The organism is Amycolatopsis tucumanensis (assembly GCF_021654135.1).
GTDB classification, from domain to species: Bacteria; Actinomycetota; Actinomycetes; order Mycobacteriales; family Pseudonocardiaceae; genus Amycolatopsis_E; species Amycolatopsis_E tucumanensis.
Genome location: NZ_JAKGSD010000070.1, coordinates 14,822 through 30,991, shown reverse-complemented (window position 1 = coordinate 30,991; position 16,170 = coordinate 14,822). Strand labels below are relative to the sequence as shown.

The 16,170-nt window shown below is 72.5% G+C and carries 16 protein-coding genes; 6 read left to right on the top strand and 10 right to left on the bottom strand.

The window, feature by feature from the left end; translation table 11 throughout:
- Positions 1-388: 388 nt before the first annotated feature.
- Positions 389-2,344 carry a phosphocholine-specific phospholipase C gene (locus L2C96_RS39560; RefSeq protein ID WP_237339751.1) on the bottom strand — a complete coding sequence of 652 codons (1,956 nt, stop codon included), beginning with the start codon at positions 2,342-2,344 and terminating at the stop codon, positions 389-391.
- A gap of 118 nt (positions 2,345-2,462) precedes the next feature.
- Here L2C96_RS39560 and L2C96_RS39555 point away from each other — a divergent pair, with 118 nt between their 5' ends.
- Entirely contained in the window at positions 2,463-3,176 is a 714-nt protein-coding gene (locus L2C96_RS39555; protein WP_020422957.1) for a siderophore-interacting protein, read from the top strand.
- On the opposite strand, the gene L2C96_RS39550 is transcribed toward L2C96_RS39555, so the two are convergent.
- Both L2C96_RS39550 and L2C96_RS39545 read right to left on the bottom strand, forming a co-directional pair.
- On the bottom strand, positions 3,121-4,032 hold the full coding sequence (locus L2C96_RS39550; RefSeq protein WP_020422956.1) for an LLM class flavin-dependent oxidoreductase: 912 nt from the start codon (positions 4,030-4,032) through the stop codon (positions 3,121-3,123). The genes L2C96_RS39555 and L2C96_RS39550 overlap by 56 nt on opposite strands.
- Positions 4,029-5,429 (bottom strand): MFS transporter, encoded by a 1,401-nt coding sequence (locus L2C96_RS39545; protein ID WP_237339750.1) that lies wholly within the window; start codon positions 5,427-5,429, stop codon positions 4,029-4,031. Before L2C96_RS39545 ends, L2C96_RS39550 begins: the two co-directional genes overlap by 4 nt.
- A gap of 52 nt (positions 5,430-5,481) precedes the next feature.
- Between L2C96_RS39545 and L2C96_RS39540 the strand changes: the two genes are divergently transcribed.
- Positions 5,482-5,949: a MarR family winged helix-turn-helix transcriptional regulator gene (locus tag L2C96_RS39540; RefSeq protein ID WP_237339749.1), complete on the top strand. Its 468-nt coding sequence runs from the start codon at positions 5,482-5,484 to the stop codon at positions 5,947-5,949.
- A 403-nt stretch (positions 5,950-6,352) separates the two neighbouring features.
- Here L2C96_RS39540 and L2C96_RS39535 read toward each other — a convergent pair whose 3' ends face one another.
- From L2C96_RS39535 to L2C96_RS39515, 5 genes are all read right to left on the bottom strand, one after another.
- Entirely contained in the window at positions 6,353-7,111 is a 759-nt protein-coding gene (locus L2C96_RS39535) for a TIM barrel protein (RefSeq protein WP_237339748.1), read from the bottom strand.
- Positions 7,112-7,115: 4 nt separating this feature from the next.
- Complete coding sequence (locus L2C96_RS39530) at positions 7,116-8,639, bottom strand: long-chain-fatty-acid--CoA ligase (RefSeq protein ID WP_237339747.1); 1,524 nt, start codon at positions 8,637-8,639, stop codon at positions 7,116-7,118.
- Positions 8,640-8,799: 160 nt separating this feature from the next.
- Positions 8,800-9,345 carry a GNAT family N-acetyltransferase gene (locus tag L2C96_RS39525; protein WP_237339746.1) on the bottom strand — a complete coding sequence of 182 codons (546 nt, stop codon included), beginning with the start codon at positions 9,343-9,345 and terminating at the stop codon, positions 8,800-8,802.
- Positions 9,305-9,757 carry a hypothetical protein gene (locus tag L2C96_RS39520; RefSeq protein WP_237339745.1) on the bottom strand — a complete coding sequence of 151 codons (453 nt, stop codon included), beginning with the start codon at positions 9,755-9,757 and terminating at the stop codon, positions 9,305-9,307. Before L2C96_RS39520 ends, L2C96_RS39525 begins: the two co-directional genes overlap by 41 nt.
- Before the next feature lie 103 nt (positions 9,758-9,860).
- Complete coding sequence (locus tag L2C96_RS39515; RefSeq protein ID WP_237339744.1) at positions 9,861-10,307, bottom strand: MarR family winged helix-turn-helix transcriptional regulator; 447 nt, start codon at positions 10,305-10,307, stop codon at positions 9,861-9,863.
- 75 nt (positions 10,308-10,382) lie between these two features.
- Here L2C96_RS39515 and L2C96_RS39510 point away from each other — a divergent pair, with 75 nt between their 5' ends.
- From L2C96_RS39510 to L2C96_RS39500, 3 genes are all read left to right on the top strand, one after another.
- A complete protein-coding gene (locus L2C96_RS39510) occupies positions 10,383-11,474 on the top strand; it encodes an epoxide hydrolase family protein (protein WP_237339743.1) in 1,092 nt (363 codons plus the stop codon).
- Positions 11,475-11,669: 195 nt separating this feature from the next.
- On the top strand, positions 11,670-11,873 hold the full coding sequence (locus L2C96_RS39505) for a hypothetical protein (RefSeq protein WP_237339742.1): 204 nt from the start codon (positions 11,670-11,672) through the stop codon (positions 11,871-11,873).
- Between the two features lies 1 nt (position 11,874).
- Complete coding sequence (locus tag L2C96_RS39500; RefSeq protein ID WP_237339741.1) at positions 11,875-12,717, top strand: phosphotransferase family protein; 843 nt, start codon at positions 11,875-11,877, stop codon at positions 12,715-12,717.
- A gap of 649 nt (positions 12,718-13,366) precedes the next feature.
- Here the strand turns inward: L2C96_RS39500 and L2C96_RS39495 are convergent.
- Positions 13,367-13,840, bottom strand: coding sequence for a universal stress protein (locus tag L2C96_RS39495; protein WP_020422945.1), 474 nt, complete (start codon positions 13,838-13,840; stop codon positions 13,367-13,369).
- A gap of 159 nt (positions 13,841-13,999) precedes the next feature.
- Between L2C96_RS39495 and ilvA the strand changes: the two genes are divergently transcribed.
- Positions 14,000-15,217 carry a threonine ammonia-lyase IlvA gene (gene ilvA, locus L2C96_RS39490; protein ID WP_235716313.1) on the top strand — a complete coding sequence of 406 codons (1,218 nt, stop codon included), beginning with the start codon at positions 14,000-14,002 and terminating at the stop codon, positions 15,215-15,217.
- On the opposite strand, the gene L2C96_RS39485 is transcribed toward ilvA, so the two are convergent.
- Positions 15,201-16,043, bottom strand: coding sequence for an SDR family NAD(P)-dependent oxidoreductase (locus tag L2C96_RS39485; protein WP_237339740.1), 843 nt, complete (start codon positions 16,041-16,043; stop codon positions 15,201-15,203). The genes ilvA and L2C96_RS39485 overlap by 17 nt on opposite strands.
- Between the last annotated feature and the right edge of the window lie 127 nt (positions 16,044-16,170).

Sequence of the window (16,170 nt, the reverse complement as noted above, 5' to 3'; positions counted from 1 at the left end):
CGTCGGGCCGGCGGTCTTCGGCTACCTGTCCGGGCGTGGTGGTCGGGCGGTCCAGCTGGCTTGGGTTGGGGGGCCTGGCCGGGGGGTCGGCCCCGCCCTCGGTCGGCCCGTCTGCCCCGTCGGGCCGGCGGTCTTCGGCTACCTGTCCGGGCGTGGTGGTCGGGCGGTCCAGCCGGCCTGGGTTGGGAGGCCTGGCCGAGGTACCGGCCCGCCCTCGGCAGGCCCGTCTGCCTCCCGGCCAGCCTGTCCTCTGCCCCTCGACCACCACGTCGGTTGCCTCCGCCCGCCCCAGCCAGCCCGCCGGGCGACCGCTACCCAGCCAGCCCGCCGGGCGGCCGCTGCCCCGCCCGCCCGCCCGGCGGCCGCTGACCCGGCCGGCTGCCGTGGGTCAGGCGCCGATAGCCGGGTCCGTCCGGCTCAGCCGCCCGGTCTCCACGTGCCCGGCCAGCTGCCGGGTCAGGCCGGGGGCGCTCACGGTCACGTCGTACCACCCGTCGGTCGTCCGGACCAGGTGGGTGACCGCCGCGCCGGGGCGGAGGCGGTAGTCCACCCGCCGGTGGCCGTAGCCGCTCGTCACCGTCACCCCCAGCGTCGTGCGGCCCGGGTTCGTCAGCACCAGCTGCAGGTCCCCGCCGACCGGCCGCGCGGTCACCTCGGCCCCGCTGCCGACGAACCGCCGGTAGAAGCCGTTCGGGCCGTGCACGACGACCTCCGACGACGCCGGCCACTCGTCGCTCAGCCGCTGCCCGGCGCCGACCGTGTAGCCGCGCGGGCCCGCCGCCGACGTCACGTGGAAGTGCGCGCCCACCGGGCCGCGGCTGGCGAACGTCAGCCGCAGCACGCCGTCGCGCACCTGGCCGTCCACCGTCAGGTCGTAGGGCAGCGGCAGGGCCGGGCGCTGACCGCGTTCCTGCCGCGGCAGCGCCGGATCGGCCGGGGGAGCGGGCACGTAGTCCGGGTGCCGCTCGCGGTCGGGCGGGTAGTAGCCGTCCGTTCCGGGCAGGCCCGGCACCGCGGCGTCCGTTCGGGAGAAGTCGAACGCCGCGGTCAGGTCACCGCAGATCGCCCGGCGCCACGGCGAGATGTTCGGCTCGTGCACCCCGAACCGCCGCTCCAGGAACCGCACGATCGAGGTGTGGTCGAACACCTGCGAGCACACCCGGCCGCCCTTGCTCCACGGCGACACCACCAGCATCGGCACCCGCTGGCCCAGCCCGTACGGCTGACCGTCCAGCAGCTCGCCGGAAACGTCCACAGTGGACCGCTCCGGGTACGGCGGCACCACGTGGTCGAAGAACCCGTCGTTCTCGTCGTAGGTGATGAACAACGCCGTCCGGCTCCACACCTCCGGGTTGGCGGTGAGCGCGTCGAGGACCCGCGCGATGTACCAGGCGCCGTAGTTCGCAGGCCAGTTCGGGTGCTCGGTGAACGCCTCCGGGGCGACGATCCAGGACACCGCGGGAAGCCGGCCCGCCTTCACGTCGGCGGTGAGGATGTCGAAGAACCCCTCGCCCTTCGCGGCGTTCGTGCCGGTGCGCGCCTTCTCGTACAACGGGTCGCCCGGCTTGGCGTTGCGGTAGTTGTCGAAGTACAGCAACGAGTTGTCGCCGTAGTTGCCGCGGTAGGCGTCGCTGATCCAGCCCCAGCTGTGCTCGGCGTCGAGGCCGTCGCCGACGTCCTGGTAGATCTTCCACGACACGCCGGCCGCTTCGAGCCGTTCCGGGTAGGTCGTCCAGCTGTAGCCGAGTTCGTCGTTGTCGATGACCGGGCCGCCGCCGGTGCCGTCGTTGCCGGTGTAGCCGCTCCACATGTAGTACCGGTTCGGGTCGGTGGGCCCGATCAGCGAGCAGTGGTAGGCGTCGCAGATCGTGAACGTGTCGGCGAGGGCGTAGTGGAACGGGATGTCCTCGCGCGTCAGGTAAGCCATTGTGGTCGCGGTCTTCGCCGGGATCCAGCGGTCGTAGCGACCCTGGTTCCACGCGGCGTGGCCGCCTTCCCAGCTGTGGTCGAGGTCCTCCAGGAACTGCAGCCCGAGGTCGCGCGCCTCCGGCCGGAACGGGAGCACCTCGCGCGTGCCGTCGGACTGGTGCCACACGGACTTGCCACTGGGCAGGGCCACCGGGCGCGGGTCGCCGAAGCCGCGCACTCCGCGCAGCGAGCCGAAGTAGTGGTCGAACGAACGGTTCTCCTGCATCAGGACGACGACGTGCTCGATGTCGCGCAGGGTGCCGGTGCGGTGGCCGGCGGGGATGGCGGCGGCGCGGGCGATGCTCGGGGCGAGCGCGGACAGGGCGGCGGAACCGCCCGCCAGCTGCAGGAACCCGCGACGGTTCAGGGCTGTCATGGCGGTCAGCCTGATCCCGCCGCGGATACGGGAGGCGTCGCGGCGGCGACCGGATGGCGAACACTTGACTGCCCGAGCGTGAGAAGGTAAGCCTACCCTTACTACTGGGAGGTGGGCTTTGAGCCGGTTCGAGAAGATCGTCCTGAAAACGCTGCGGGCGCCGACGTATCCGCTCCGGGTGTGCGCGGCCGAGGACGTCGCCGACCACTACCGACGGATCCGGTTCGCGGGGCCCGAACTGCTTGCCGCGGAGGAAACGCCGCCCGCGTTCTGGATCCGGCTGTGGATCCCCGCGGGCGGCGAGGAGTACCAGCGGGCGTACACGGTGACCGACGTCCGCCGCGACGACGGCACCTTCGCGTGCGAGTTTGCGCTGCACGAGGGCGAGGGAGTGGCGTCGGAATGGGCGCGGCGCGCGGAACCGGGCCAGACCCTGCGCGCCACGGTGTACGGCAGCAAGCGCTTCGCGGTGCCCGCGCCCGCCCCGGAGGGGTACCTGCTGGTGGGCGACCCGTGCTCCCTCCCGGCGATCAACGACATCCTGCGCGCGCTGCCGGAACCGGTGCCCGCGAAGGTGTTCCTGCTCGAGGACCACGACCGGCTGCCGGTGGCGGGCGGGGACGTCCGGCGGTGCGGATCGCCGGAAGAGGTGCTGGCCGCCGTGCGGGAACTCGGTCCGCTGCCGGGCTGGCACGCCTGGGTGGCGACGGAAAGCGCGTTGACGCGCCAGGTGCGCGGGCTGGCGCAGGACGCCCTCGGGGTGCGCAGGCAGGACGTCACGTCGCAGGGCTACTGGACGCGGGGCCGGGCGATGGGCCGCGCCCGGCGCTGAGCCGGCGCGCGGCGGCGACCAGTTCGCGCACCGCCGGGGCGATCTCGGTCGCGAAGAGCTGCAGCGGGCCCGGGGAGCCGGCAGGCAGCAGGAACCCGCTCACCCCGTGGGTGAGGGCCAGCTCGGCGAGCCGCTCGGGCCAGCCACGCGGCGAGCCGAGCGCGGGCGGGGACAGGTTGTAGAGACGGCGGATCGCGGCCGGGTCGCGTCCCGCGTCCGCCGCGGCCGCGTCGACGGCGGCGTTGGCGGCGGGGAGATCGGCGGGCGGGATGCGGGTCATGCTCGGCAGCCAGCCGTCGGCGAGGGCGCCGGTCAGGCGCAGCATCCGCGGCCCGAGCGCGCCGACCCAGATCCCCGGGCGGCCCGGCGGGGGAGCGGGTTCGGCGCCGTCCAGGCCGTAGTGCTTGCCCGGCAGGTGGACCGGGCCGCCGGGTGTCCACAGTGCACGGATCACCGCGATCGCCTCGCCGAGCGCGGCGACCGCTTCCGCGGGCGCGCGCCACGGCCCGCCCTCGGCCGCGATCGCGTCCCAGTACGCCCCGGCGCCCAGCGCCAGGTCGACCCGGCCGCCGCTGAGCGCGCCCAGGCTCGCTACGGCGCGGGCCAGCATCGCGGGCGGGCGCAGCGGCAGGTTGGCGACGTTGGGGAACACGCGCACCCGCTCGGTCCGCGCGGCGATCACCGACAGCGTCGTCAACGCCTCGGTGAACTCGGGCCGGTACGGGTGGTCCGGCACGCTCACCAGGTCCAGCCCCGCGCGGTCGGCGACCCGCGCGAGGTCCAGCGCCAGTTCCGGCCGTCCGGTGGCCGGGGTGAGGACCGCGCCGAAGAGCAGGTCGTGCCCGTAGTCGGTCATCGAGCCGCCACCGGGCGCGGCGCGGGCGCGGGCACGAGCCGCCCCGGGCCGGCGAGCGCGACCAGCGCCGCCACTCCCATCGCGATCGCGGACAGCACGAACGCCGTGGTGTAGCCGGATTCCACCGGGAACCGGGTGCCCGCGATGACCTCGGCGGTGACGATGGTCGACGCGATCTGCGCGCCGAAGGTGCCGCCGATGGTGCGCATGATCGTGTTGATGCCGGTCGCCTCCCCGGTCTGCCGCGGGTCGACCGCGCCGACGACGAGGTTGGCCAGCGAGGCGAAGGCGAACCCGACGCCGATGCCGAGGATGCCGTTGCCGAGGTAGATCGGCCACGGCTCGCCGTGCGCGACGGCGAACAGCACGAACCCGGCCGCGCCGATCACGCACGCCAGCACCAGCGGGAGCTTGAAGCCGGCCTTCGCGCCGATGCGCCCGGCGAGCGGGCTGGCGAACAGCATGGTCACGGCCATCGGGATGATGAACAACCCGGCCTGGGTGACCGACGCGCCGAAGCCGTACCCGGCCTGCGGCGGCGTCTCGACGAGCAGCGGCACCAGCGTGAACGCGCCGTACATGCCGAAGCCGATGATCAGCGCGGTGATGTTGGACGTCAGCACCGCGGGGCGGCCGAGCAGCCCGATGTCGATCAGCGGCTGGGTCAGGCGTTTTTCCACCAGTGCGAACACGACCAGCAGGACCACGGCGGCCGCGAACAGCCCGATGATCGCCGCGGAGCCCCAGCCCCACACCCGGCCCTCGCTGATCGCCAGCAGCAGCGCGACCAGTCCGCCGGTGAGCAGCAGCGCGCCCGCCCAGTCGACGCGGCCCGGCGAGCGCACCGGCGACTCGCGCACGAACGCGGCGACGGCGGCGATGCCGGCGACGATCACCGCGAACATCAGCCAGAAAATCCACTCCCAGCTCAGCGCGTCCACGATCAGGCCGGGAATCACGAGCCCGACGCCGAATCCGATGCCGAAGGTCGAGCTGATCCAGCCGATGGCGACCGGCACCCGTTCGCGGGGGAACTCGTCGCGCACGATGCCGAAGGCCAGCGGGAAGGTCGCGGCGCCGACGCCCTGGATCGCGCGGGCCGCGATCAGCACGCCGATCGACGGGGCGAGCGCGGCGAGCAGCGTGCCCACGGCGGACACCGCGAGGCAGGCGAGCAGCACGCGGCGCTTGCCGAACATGTCGCCGAGGCGGCCGAGCAGCCCGGTGGCGACCGACGCGGTGAGCAGGAAGGCGCTGAGCACCCAGGAGACGGTGGTGGTGGACGTGCCGAACTCGGCCTGCAGCGTCGGCAGGGCGGGCACCGGCATGGTCTGCAGCAACGAGAACGACAGCACCGCGATCAGCAGCGCGGCGAAGGGTGCGGAAGTTAGTGTCATGACGTAATGATTACACGAGGACATGATTACGTCCAGAAGGTAGGATCGGCGCATGGACGACCGCGAGACGCGCCCGCCGACCCTGCTCGCTCTGCCCTCGTACCTGGCGGGCCACGTCGCGCGGATCGGGCACCGCGGGCTGGTCGCGGCACTGGCCGAGCACGACCTGCGGTTGCCGCACTTCGCGGTGCTGACGGGTTTGTCGGACTTCGGGCCGCTGGCCCAGCACGAGCTCGCCGACCGGCTCGGGCTCAACCGCAGCCACCTCGTCGGGTACCTGGACCTGCTGGAACAACGCGGCTTCGTCCGCCGCGAACGCGATCCCGCCGACCGGCGCCGCCAGCAAGCCGCACTGACCGAGCCCGGCTTGGAGCTGGTGCGCCACCTGCAGGAGGTGGCGCACCGGTCACAGGAGGAGTCGCTGGGCGTGCTGTCCGCAGAGGAGCGCCGGACGCTGGTGGAGCTGATGCGACGGGTCGTCGTGGCGGACGATGCCGCGTCGAAGGAAGTGACCGCCTAGCGGCGGGACGGTCGGCCGAAGTTGTCCGCTGTGGGCTTGTGGAGCCACGGACGTGACCGCCTGGCAGGACAGCGCTCCGTGCGGGAATGCCAGCCGAAGCTGTCCAGAGTGGATCGGCTCGGCACGTACTCCAGGCCCACCCAGCCGTTGTACCCGATGGCGGCGATGCTTCGGCCTCGCGGTCACTCTGAGCTGGTGGCCGCGTGCCACCCGAGTGGCTCGTCTGCGGGCAGCGCTCAGCGCCTGGGCAGTCACCGGGGTCTGTGCAGAGTGGATCCGCTCGGCGTGTGTTCCAGGTTCACCCAGCCGTCGTACCCGGTGGCGGTCCGGTGCTCCCGCCTCCCGGTCACCCCGAGCCGGCGGCCGTGCGCACCACCCTGGCCGCCCGTCCGACAGGCAGCGCTCAGTGCCGGGACAACCAGCCGAAACTGTCCACAGTAGACCCGCTCGGCACGTACTCCAGTCCCACCCAGCCGTCGTACCCCGTCGCGGCCAGGCGGTCCAGCCACGCGGTCACCCCGAGCCTCCCGGTGCCCGGCTCGTGCCGTCCCGGCGCGTCGGCCACCTGCACGTGCCCGGTGCGCGCCAGCAGCGGCGGCGTGAGCAGCGCGTCCAGGTCGTCGCCGTTGCTACCCAGGTGGTAGACGTCCGTCAGCAGCGCGATGTTGCCCGCCCCGGCCTCGTCCGCGAGCGCCAGCGCGTCGGCGGCGCGCAGCAGCGGGTAGTCCGGCGCGCCGCTGAGCGGTTCCAGCAGCACCGTGCCCGGCAGCCGGTCGGCGGCGAAGGCGAGGTTGTCCAGCAGCACGTCCCGCGAAGCGCCGGTGCGGTTGCCGGGCAGCACGTTGAACCGCGAGCACCCCAGCCGCTCCGCGATGCCCGCCGCGACGTCCACCCCGTCGCGGTACTCGGCCGTCCGCGCGGCGAACCCGGCCAAACCCCGCTCGCCCGCGGCGAGGTCGCCGTGCGGCACGTTCAGCGACACCAGCTCCACCCCGGCGTCGGCGATCGACGCGACGAACCGCTCGACCTCGCTGTCCCCGGGCACCCCGTCGAACGGCCACCACGACTCCACACCCGCGAACCCGGCCTCCGCTGCCGCGGCCGGGCGGCGCTCCGGCGCCAGCTCGGTGAACAGGATCGAGGTGTTGACGTCGTACCGCATGACGTCATCCTCGCAGACGCGCCCGCAACTCCAGCTTCGCGATCTTGCCGGTCGCGCCCTTCGGCAGCTCGTCCACGATCCGCACCCGCCGCGGGTACTTGTACGCGGCGATGCGCTCCTTGGCCCACGCCACGATCTCGTCCGGCTCGGCGCTCGCGCCCGGCTTGAGCGAGACCACCGCGACGACCTCCTCGCCGAGCCGCTCGTCCGGCTCGCCGATCACCGCCGCCTCGCCGACCGCCGGGTGCCGGTACAGCAGCTCCTCCACCTCGCGCGGGTAGACGTTGAACCCGCCGCGGATGATCAGGTCCTTCTTGCGGTCCACGATGAACACGAACCCGTCGGAGTCGACGTAGCCGAGGTCGCCGGTGTGGAACCAGCCGCCGCGGAACGCCTCCGCGGTCTCCTGCGGCCGCTTGTAGTAGCCCTTCGTGATGTTGTGCCCGCGCAGCACGATCTCGCCCACCTGCCCGGACGGCAGCGGGTGGTCCTGGTCGTCGACGATCCGCAGTTCCACACCCCAGATCGGCTTGCCGATCGAGAGGATCTTGCGGTTGTCCGCGCCCGGGTTGACCGTCGTGGTCGACGCCGACTCGGACAGCCCGTAGCCCTCCAGCACCGGGATGCCGTACTTCTCCTCGAAGCGGCGCAGCACCTCCTCCGGGATCGCCGCCCCGCCGGAGCTGCCGATCCGCAGGCTGCTGGTGTCGTAGCCGGTGGTGTCGGCGTAGGCCAGCGCGTGGTACATCGTGGGGACCCCGGCCATGATCGTGACCCGGTCCCGCTGGATCGCCTCCAGCACCGCGGGCACCTCGAAGCGCGGCACCACCGAGATCGTGCGCCCGTGGCGGGCCGAGGCGTTGAGGATGCTCGACAGGCCGTAGACGTGGAAGAACGGCAGCACGGCCAGCGCGACGTCCTCGGGTTCCGCGCCGAAGCGCTCGCTGCCCAGCGTGCACGTCATGTAGAGCTGGAAGTGGGACAGCTCGGCGCCCTTGGGGCGGCCGGTGGTGCCGCTGGTGTAGAGCAGCACGGCCGTGTCGTCCGCCGCGCCAGGGAAGATGTCGCCGTCGTCGGCGGGCTCCAGCAGCACCCGGAAGGACAGCGTCCCCTCCGGCCAGGCGCCGGCATCGAGGTCGCCGACGACCACCGCGCGGACGTCCGGGACCTCCTTGAGCGCCGTGGTGACCTCGGGCGCGCCCGCGGCGTGGGAGATGATCATGCGCGCGTCGGAGTCGTCCAGGTGGTAGGCGATCTCGGCGGACTTGAGCAGCGGGTTCAGCGGGACCATCGTCAGGCCCGCCTTGAGGATGCCGAAGTAGGCGATCACGAACTCGGGCACGTTGGCGAGCTGCACCGCGACCTTGTCCCCGGGGCGCAGGCCCGCCTCGCGCAGGGCGACGGCGACCCGGCCGGAGCGCTCGTCGACCTCGGCGTAGGTCATCGCGCCTGACGGGAAGCGCAGGAAGTCCTTGCCCGCCGTGGCCGTCGCGGACTCCCGCAGCATGATCGCCAGGTTGAAGCTCATCGGCTGCCCACCTTCCGAACGTCGTTCTGTCCGGCGTGCCCGGATTTCCCCCAGGTGTGCCGGATGGCCTGCGGGTCGGCTGTCAGACCCGGCAGAATCCCGTTCGGTTTTGCGGCGACGTCGACCCGTCAGCCAGTGAACCGCGCGGCCGGTGCGGTGGTCAAGCCCCCGGCGCGTCGTCGAGGTCGCCGGGGCGGATGCGGTAGACCTGCAGGCGCAGGTCGTAGTACTTCGTGGTCTCGCCGACCCACTGCATGCCGAGCCGCTTGGCCGTCGCGATCGCCCGAACGTTGTTCGGTCGCGCGACGGCGAACAGCTCGTCGGTGTCCTGGGTGAAGGCCCACCGGATCAGGGCCTGGCTGCCCTCGGTGGCGTAGCCCTGCCCCCACGCGTCGGGGTGCAGCTGCCAGCTGAGTTCGAGGTCCTCCTCGTAGGGCGGCAGCAGGCGGATGGCCAGACCGCCGATGACCTGGCCGTCCTCCCGGCGTTCCATGGCCCAGCGGCCGCGCGGCGGCGGCAGGTTCGGCTGGGCCTCGTGCCAGGCGTGCAGCACCGCGCGCATCGCGGCGACATCGCCGACCCGGTCCATCACGGGGGTCAGCCAGTGCGTGACCTCTTCCGAGCCGTAGATCGCGAAGGCGGCGTCGGCGTCGTCGGCCGTCCAGTCACGGATGACCAGCCGGTCGGTGATCAGGGGCGACTCCATGTGTAAACGCTACGTGAAGTGCGGCCGGTACGGCAGCCGCGAGCGGCAGATGCGCCCAGAGGGCGGTACGGTCCCCGTCGCCGCTGCGGCCCCACATGGCCGCGCAGGTGGTCAGGACGTGCAGGCCGGTGCCGAACCCGCTGTCCGCGGAGGGCAGCTCGATGCCGGGCGCGGACAGCGAGATCCGCAGCCAGCCGGACTCGGTGCCCTCGCGCACGAGCCGGATCGTGGCGGGCAGGCAGCTCTGCTCGTAGGCAGCGCTGGCCAGCGCGTCGATGACGAGCAGCGCGTCGGTGACCGTCTCCACCGTGCAGCCGTCGAGGAAGGTCGCGGCCGACTCCCGCAGGGTCCGGATGTCCGTGGGGTGGTTCAGCGCCCGTTGCAGGGCGTTGTCGATCCAGAAGTCGGTCACGCGGGCTCCCTCCGCTGTCTGCTCAACGGTCGAGTGAGGCTACCCGGGCGAGCGTTGCTGAAACCGCGCGCTTTGTGACCGCGGTCTCAGTTCGTCAGCCAGGTTACGCGTCCTGGGTGTGGTGGCGCAGCAGCCGGGACAGCAGGCCGGTCAGCTGCTCCCGTTCCGGGCCGCTCAGCGGGGCGAGCAGGTCGTCCTGGATGCGCGCGATCTGTTTGTCGAGGCGTTTGAGCTGTCTGCGGCCGGCCGGGGTGATCGTGATGACGTTGCGCCTGCGGTCGGCCGGGTCCGGTTCGCGGCTGACCAGGTCGCGGTCGGCCAGTTCGTTGATGGTCGCCACCAGGTCGGAGAGGTGGATCGCGCTGCGGCGGCCGAGCGTGGCCTGGCTCGACGGCCCGGACTCCTCGAGCGCGGCCAGCAGGCGGTAGTGGTAGCCGCGCGCGCCGGCCTCGGACATGCCCTCGGTGACGAGCCGGTGCGCGTGGTGCGCGGTCTGGGTGAGCAGCCAGCTGGGCAGGTTCCGCAGGCGTTCGGGGGCGCTGGTGTCCATGATCGGAGTGTAACCGAAACGTTCGCCCGGCAAATCATTTGACGAACTAACGTTCGTCGATCTAACGTTTCCGGCATGACTGAGAAGCCCTTCCGCATCGACATCCCGCAGTCGGCTCTCGACGACCTCGCCGCCCGCCTGGAGCGCATCCGCTGGCCTGACGAGCTGCCCGGCGCGGGCTGGGACTACGGCATCCCGCTCGCCCGGGTCCGCGAGCTGGCCGGTCACTGGCGCGACGGCTACGACTGGCGCGCCCAGGAGGCCCTGTTGAATTCGTTCCCGCAGTTCACCGACGAGATCGACGGGCAGACCGTGCACTACCTGCACGTGCGGTCACCGCGGGTGGACGCTCTGCCGCTGGTCGTGACGCACGGCTGGCCCGGTTCGGTCGTCGAGTTCCTGGACGTGATCGGGCCCCTGTCGCGCGACTTCCACCTGGTGATCCCCTCGATCCCGGGTTTCGGCTTCTCCGGGCCGACGGCCGAGCGGGGCTGGGACGTGGCCCGGGTGGCGAGGGCATGGGCCGAGCTGATGCGCCGGCTGGGGTACGAGCGGTACGGCGCGCAGGGCGGCGATTTCGGCTCGGGGATCTCGCAGCAGCTCGCCGTCGCCGCGCCGGACCAGGTGGTGGGTGTGCACCTGAACTACCTGCCGACGCTGCCGCCGCCCGGTGGGATCGCCGGATTGTCCGAAGAGGATCAGCGGAGGCTCGACCACACGAAGGCGTACGCCGCGAACCGGCCCGGCTACCAGATCCTGCACATGACCACGCCGCAGACGATCGCCTACGCCCTGACCGATTCGCCGGTCGGGCAGCTGGCGTGGATAGCCGAGCGGTTCGCGAAGTGGACCGACCCGGAGTCGCGCATTCCGGACGACCGGCTGCTGACGGACGTGATGCTGTACTGGCTGACCAGGACCGCGGGATCGGCCGCGCGCCTGGCGAAGGAGAGCACCTACGCCGCCCAGGCGGGCCGCCCGTGCCCGGCGCCGGTCGGGGTGGCGGTCTTCGCGCACGACATCACCCTGTCGGTGCGCGCGGTCGCCGAACAGCGCCTCGACATCCGCCACTGGAGCGAGTTCGAAAGAGGCGGCCACTTCGCGGCGATGGAGGTGCCTGATCTGTTCGTCGAGGATGTGCGCAAGTTCTTCGGCACGCTGACCTGAGGCGCGGGATCGCCGCCACCCTGCGGCGGTGCCGCCCACCAAAACCACCGGCGCCGGGTCCGAGCCGCCGCGGTTGCCGAAACCTGCGCCGCCAAGGCGACGAGGCAGACGGTTGTCGCCGGGGGAGGGTTGTCCGGGCTTTCCCTGTCCCGGGTGCTTCTGCCATGTTGCACCCAGGAGCGGAGAGGGGGCCCGATGCCGGAAGCCGAGATCCTGTCGCCGGGGGAGTTGCGCGCACTCGGGGCGTGGATGGACCGCCAGGGGCTGCCCGGCGGGCCTGTCGAGGACCTCGCGCCGATCGCCGGTGGCACTCAGAACCTGATGGTGTCGTTTCCGCCGTGGCGGCCGGGCGTATGTGTTGCGCAGCGGGCCCCGGCACCGGCGGGCGCGCAGCAATGACGTGCTGCGCCGGGAGATGCGGGTGCTCGCCGCGTTGTCGGGTACGGCGGTGCCGCACCCGGAGCTGATCGCGGCCTGCCCGGAGGAGACCGTCCTGCCTGGCGCGGTCTTCTACCTCATGGAGCCGGTGGACGGGTTCAACGCGACCGTCGAGCTGCCCGAACCACACGCCACCCGTCCCGACCTGCGGCACGAGATGGGCCTGGCGATGGCCGACGCGCTGGCGGCGCTCGGCGCGGTCGACCACGAGCGGGCCGGCCTGGCGGATTTCGGTCGCCCACACGGGTTTCTCGAACGTCAGGTGCCGCGGTGGCTCGCGGAGCTCGATTCCTACGCGGGCCACGACGGTTACCCCGGGCCGGACCTGCCGGGCGTGGAAGGCGTCGCCGACTGGCTCGCGCAGCATGTGCCCCAGTGGTGGTCACCAGGCATCCTCCACGGCGACTACCACCTGGCGAACGTCCTGTTCGACCGCCGTGGCGCGACGGTCGCGGCGATCGTGGACTGGGAGATGAGCACGATCGGCGACCCGCTCCTCGACCTCGGCTGGCTGCTGGCCACGTGGCCCGGCACCCGCCGGATGCTCGGATGGACCGGCCTCGCCACGGCCGGCGACCTCGCCACCGAGGAGGAGATCGTGGCTCGCTACGCCGCCCGCTCGGGACGGGACACCTCCGGAATCGCCTGGTACGCGGTGCTGGCGTGCTTCAAGCTGGGCATCGTGCTGGAGGGCACGCACGCCCGTGCCTGCGCGGGCAAAGCGCCACGCGCCATCGGAGACCGCCTGCACGCCGCGGCGGTCGGGTTGTTCGAGCAGGCGCTGGACCGGATCGCGTGTTCGTGAATGACTGAGGTGCCCGGCGCGGGCCGCGGTGGTGAGTGCCGCGCCGAGAGGGCCTTCATCCGGCGGTTGCGGATCGTGGCGAGCATGCGCGCCGGGAGGGCTTGCGCGGCGGGATGTGCTTGCGGGCCGGAGACGTGCTTGCGGGCCGGGGACGTGCTCGCGGGGCGGGTGGGCTCGCGCGACGGCGCTGGGCTTGCGGGGCGGGTGGGCTCGCGGGGCGGGGATGGGTTCGCGGGGCGGGTGGGCTCGCGGGGCGGGGATGGGTTCGCGGGGCGGATGGGCCTGCGGGGGGCGATGGGCTTGCGAGGCGGAGATGGCCGCCGGGGCGGGATGGGCTCGCGCCGCCGGGATGGGTGTGCCTCCGCGGCCGACGGTCGGCTGGGCTGCGCGGTGACCGGTGGGCTGGGCTGCGCGGTGGTCGGTGGGCCGGCCGCGGTGGGCGGCTGCTCGCGCGGGAGGGCTGCTCGCGCGGCAGGGCTGCTCGCGCGGGATGGCGAGGTTCTCGGCGGGCGGAGCGCCGCGATCGGGTGGGGGCGGCTTGCACACGAGGATCTCGCACCGGGATGGCCTTGACCAGGTGCTGGTGGTGGGCGTCGCCGATTCCGGCCGGAAGGTGTCGGTGACGGCGTATCGGGCGTCGGGGGCAGTGTCAGGGCACCACGGTCACCGGCCAGAGACCGGACCGCACGAGGCGGTTCGCCACCGAGCCGACGATCCGGTGGCCCCGGCTTTCCGACGCGCCCACCACGACGAGGTCGGCGTGCAGCTCCACCGCCGCGCGGCGGAGTTCCGTGAAGGCGTCGCCGCGGCGGACGATGAACGTGATGGGCAGGCCGGCTTCGTCGGCGAGGTTGCGGATCGGTCCGCGCATCTCGTCGATCGTCGCTTCGTAGGCCTGCTCCTGGGCCGCCGCGAGGTAGCCGCTCGCCATGCCGGTCCACGCCGTCGGCGCCAGCACGTACACCAGCACCAGCCGCGACCGCTGCCGTCGCGCCAGCCCGGCCGCGTAGGCGCCCGCCCGGGACGCGGTGGGGGAGCCGTCGACGCCGGCGAGGACGACGTGCGGCCCGTCGGTGCCCCGCTCGAACGGGCCCGGCGACCACGCCGGTCCGTACTCCTCCACCAGTTGTCCCCGCTCCGCACCCACGGCACGCATTATCTGGCACCGGCCGCTCCGGGTGCGGGCGCCCGCCACGGCTTTGGTACGAATGACGTCTACGCCGACAGGAGGAACCAAGTCGTGGGTAACGGGCCCGACCCCGTGCGGGCGGCCGACGTGGCGATGGCGGCCGCCCGGTTCGCCGGGGTCATCCAGCCGACGCCACTGCACCGCAACGAACGGCTTTCGCTGCAGCACGGCGTGGACGTCTGGCTCAAGCGCGAGGACCTGTCCGCCGTCCGCTCCTACAAGGGCCGGGGCGCCTACAACCTGGTGAGCCAGCTCTCACCGGAGGAGCGCGCCCGCGGCGTGGTGTGCGCGAGCGCAGGCAACCACGGCCAGGGTGTGGCGTTCGCCTCAGCCGCCCTCGGTGTCCTCGCCCGCGTCTACCTGCCGCGCACCACGCCCCGCCAGAAGCGGGACCGCGTCGCCCGGCTCGGCGGCGAGCACGTCCAGATCGTGGTGCACGGCGACACCTACGACGACGCGGCCGCCGCCGCGCAGGCGTACGCGGCGAGCACGGGCACGACGATGATCCCCGCGTTCGACGACCCGCGCACGATCGCCGGGCAGGGCACCGTCGTCAAGGAGGCCATCGAGCAGCTGGGCCGCGCGCCCGACGTCGTGATCGTGCCGGTCGGTGGCGGCGGCCTGCTCGCCGGGACCCTCGCCTGGCTTCGCGAGACCCACCCCGAGGTGCGGGTGATCGGCGCTGAGCCGCAGGGCGCGGCCAGCATGGCTCTCGCGCTCGAACACGGCGCCCCCATCGCGATGGAGACCATCGACCCGTTCGTCGACGGCGCCGCTGTCCGCCTCGTCGGGCAGCACACCTACGCCCTCGCCGCCGAACGCCGGCCCGCCATGATCGCCGTGCCCGAGGGCAAGATATGCGTCGAGATGCTCGACCTCTACCAGTCCGACGGCATCATCGCCGAGCCCGCCGGCGCATTGTCCCCGGCCGCGCTCGGGCTCGATCTCGACCTGGAACCGGGCTCGACCGTGCTGTGCATCGTGTCCGGGGGCAACAACGACGTCAGCCGGTACGCCGAGATCGTCGAGCGAGCCCTGATCTTCGAGGGGCGCAAGCACTACTTCCTCGTCGAGTTCCCGCAGGAGCCCGGCGCGCTCCGTCGGTTCCTCGACGACGTGCTCGGCCCGGACGACGACATCACGCTCTTCGAGTACGTCAAGCGCAACAACCGCGAGACCGGCCCGGCTCTGGTCGGGATCGAACTGGGCTCGCCGGACAACCTCGAACCGATGATGAAGCGGATGGCGGCGGGTCCGCACCGCATCGAGCGCGTCCCGCCGGACAGCCCCCTGTTCACGTTCCTGGTGTGACCGGCATCGGGATCGCCTTCTCGGCCGCGCGGCTCACCTCCTCCCAAGCCGCCCAGCCGTCCAGGCGCTGCCGCGTGAGGTCCTGAGCTAGGTCGTAGACCATGCTGCCGAGCAGCAGGCGCAGCGGCGGATCCTCGCTGTCCACGAGTTTCAGCAGCGCCTCGGCGGCCAGCGCAGGATCGCTGTCGACCGATCCCTCGGACCACTGCCGCTCCAGTTCCTGCCGCAGCGGTGCGTACTCGTCGACCGGCGACGCCATCGCGGGTGCGGTGTAGAGGTCGGTCCAGTAGCCGCCGGGCTGCACGATGCTGACCTTGACGCCGAACGTGGCCGCCTCCCGCGCCAGCGCTTCGCTCATGCCCTCCAGCGCGAACTTGCTCGCGCTGTAGAGACCAGTCATCGGGAACCCGCCCAGCGCGGCGATGCTCGAAATCTGCAGGATGCGGCCGGACTGCCGGCGCCGCATCACCGGCAGCACGGCCTGGCTCACCCAGAGCGCGCCGAAGAAGTTCGTCTCCAGCGCGGCTCTGGCCTGGTCCTCGGTGAACTCCTCGACCATGCCCATGGTCAGCGTGCCCGCGTTGTTGACCACGACATCGAGCCGGCCGAAGTAGTCGATGGCCTGCTCGACGGCCCGGAACACGTCATCGCGCCGGGTGACGTCGAGCTGGATGGGCAGCAGCCGGTCGGTCGCCTCGGCGGTGATCGTGCGGGAGGCCGCGACCACCCGGTCACCGCGATCGAGGGCGGCTTCGGTGAAGGCGCGACCGAGGCCGCGGCTCGCACCGGTGATGAACCAGACGCGGGAAGGGGAGGTGGTGGTCATCTGGGGCTCCTTTCGTTGTGAGACGAACCGTAGCGTCTCGCTTTCTCGCTTGTCAAGACGGACCGTCTCGTCTTGAGCTGTGGTAGTCTCGGAACGTGCCAGATGCGAGTCGTCGCAACGAGAGCTC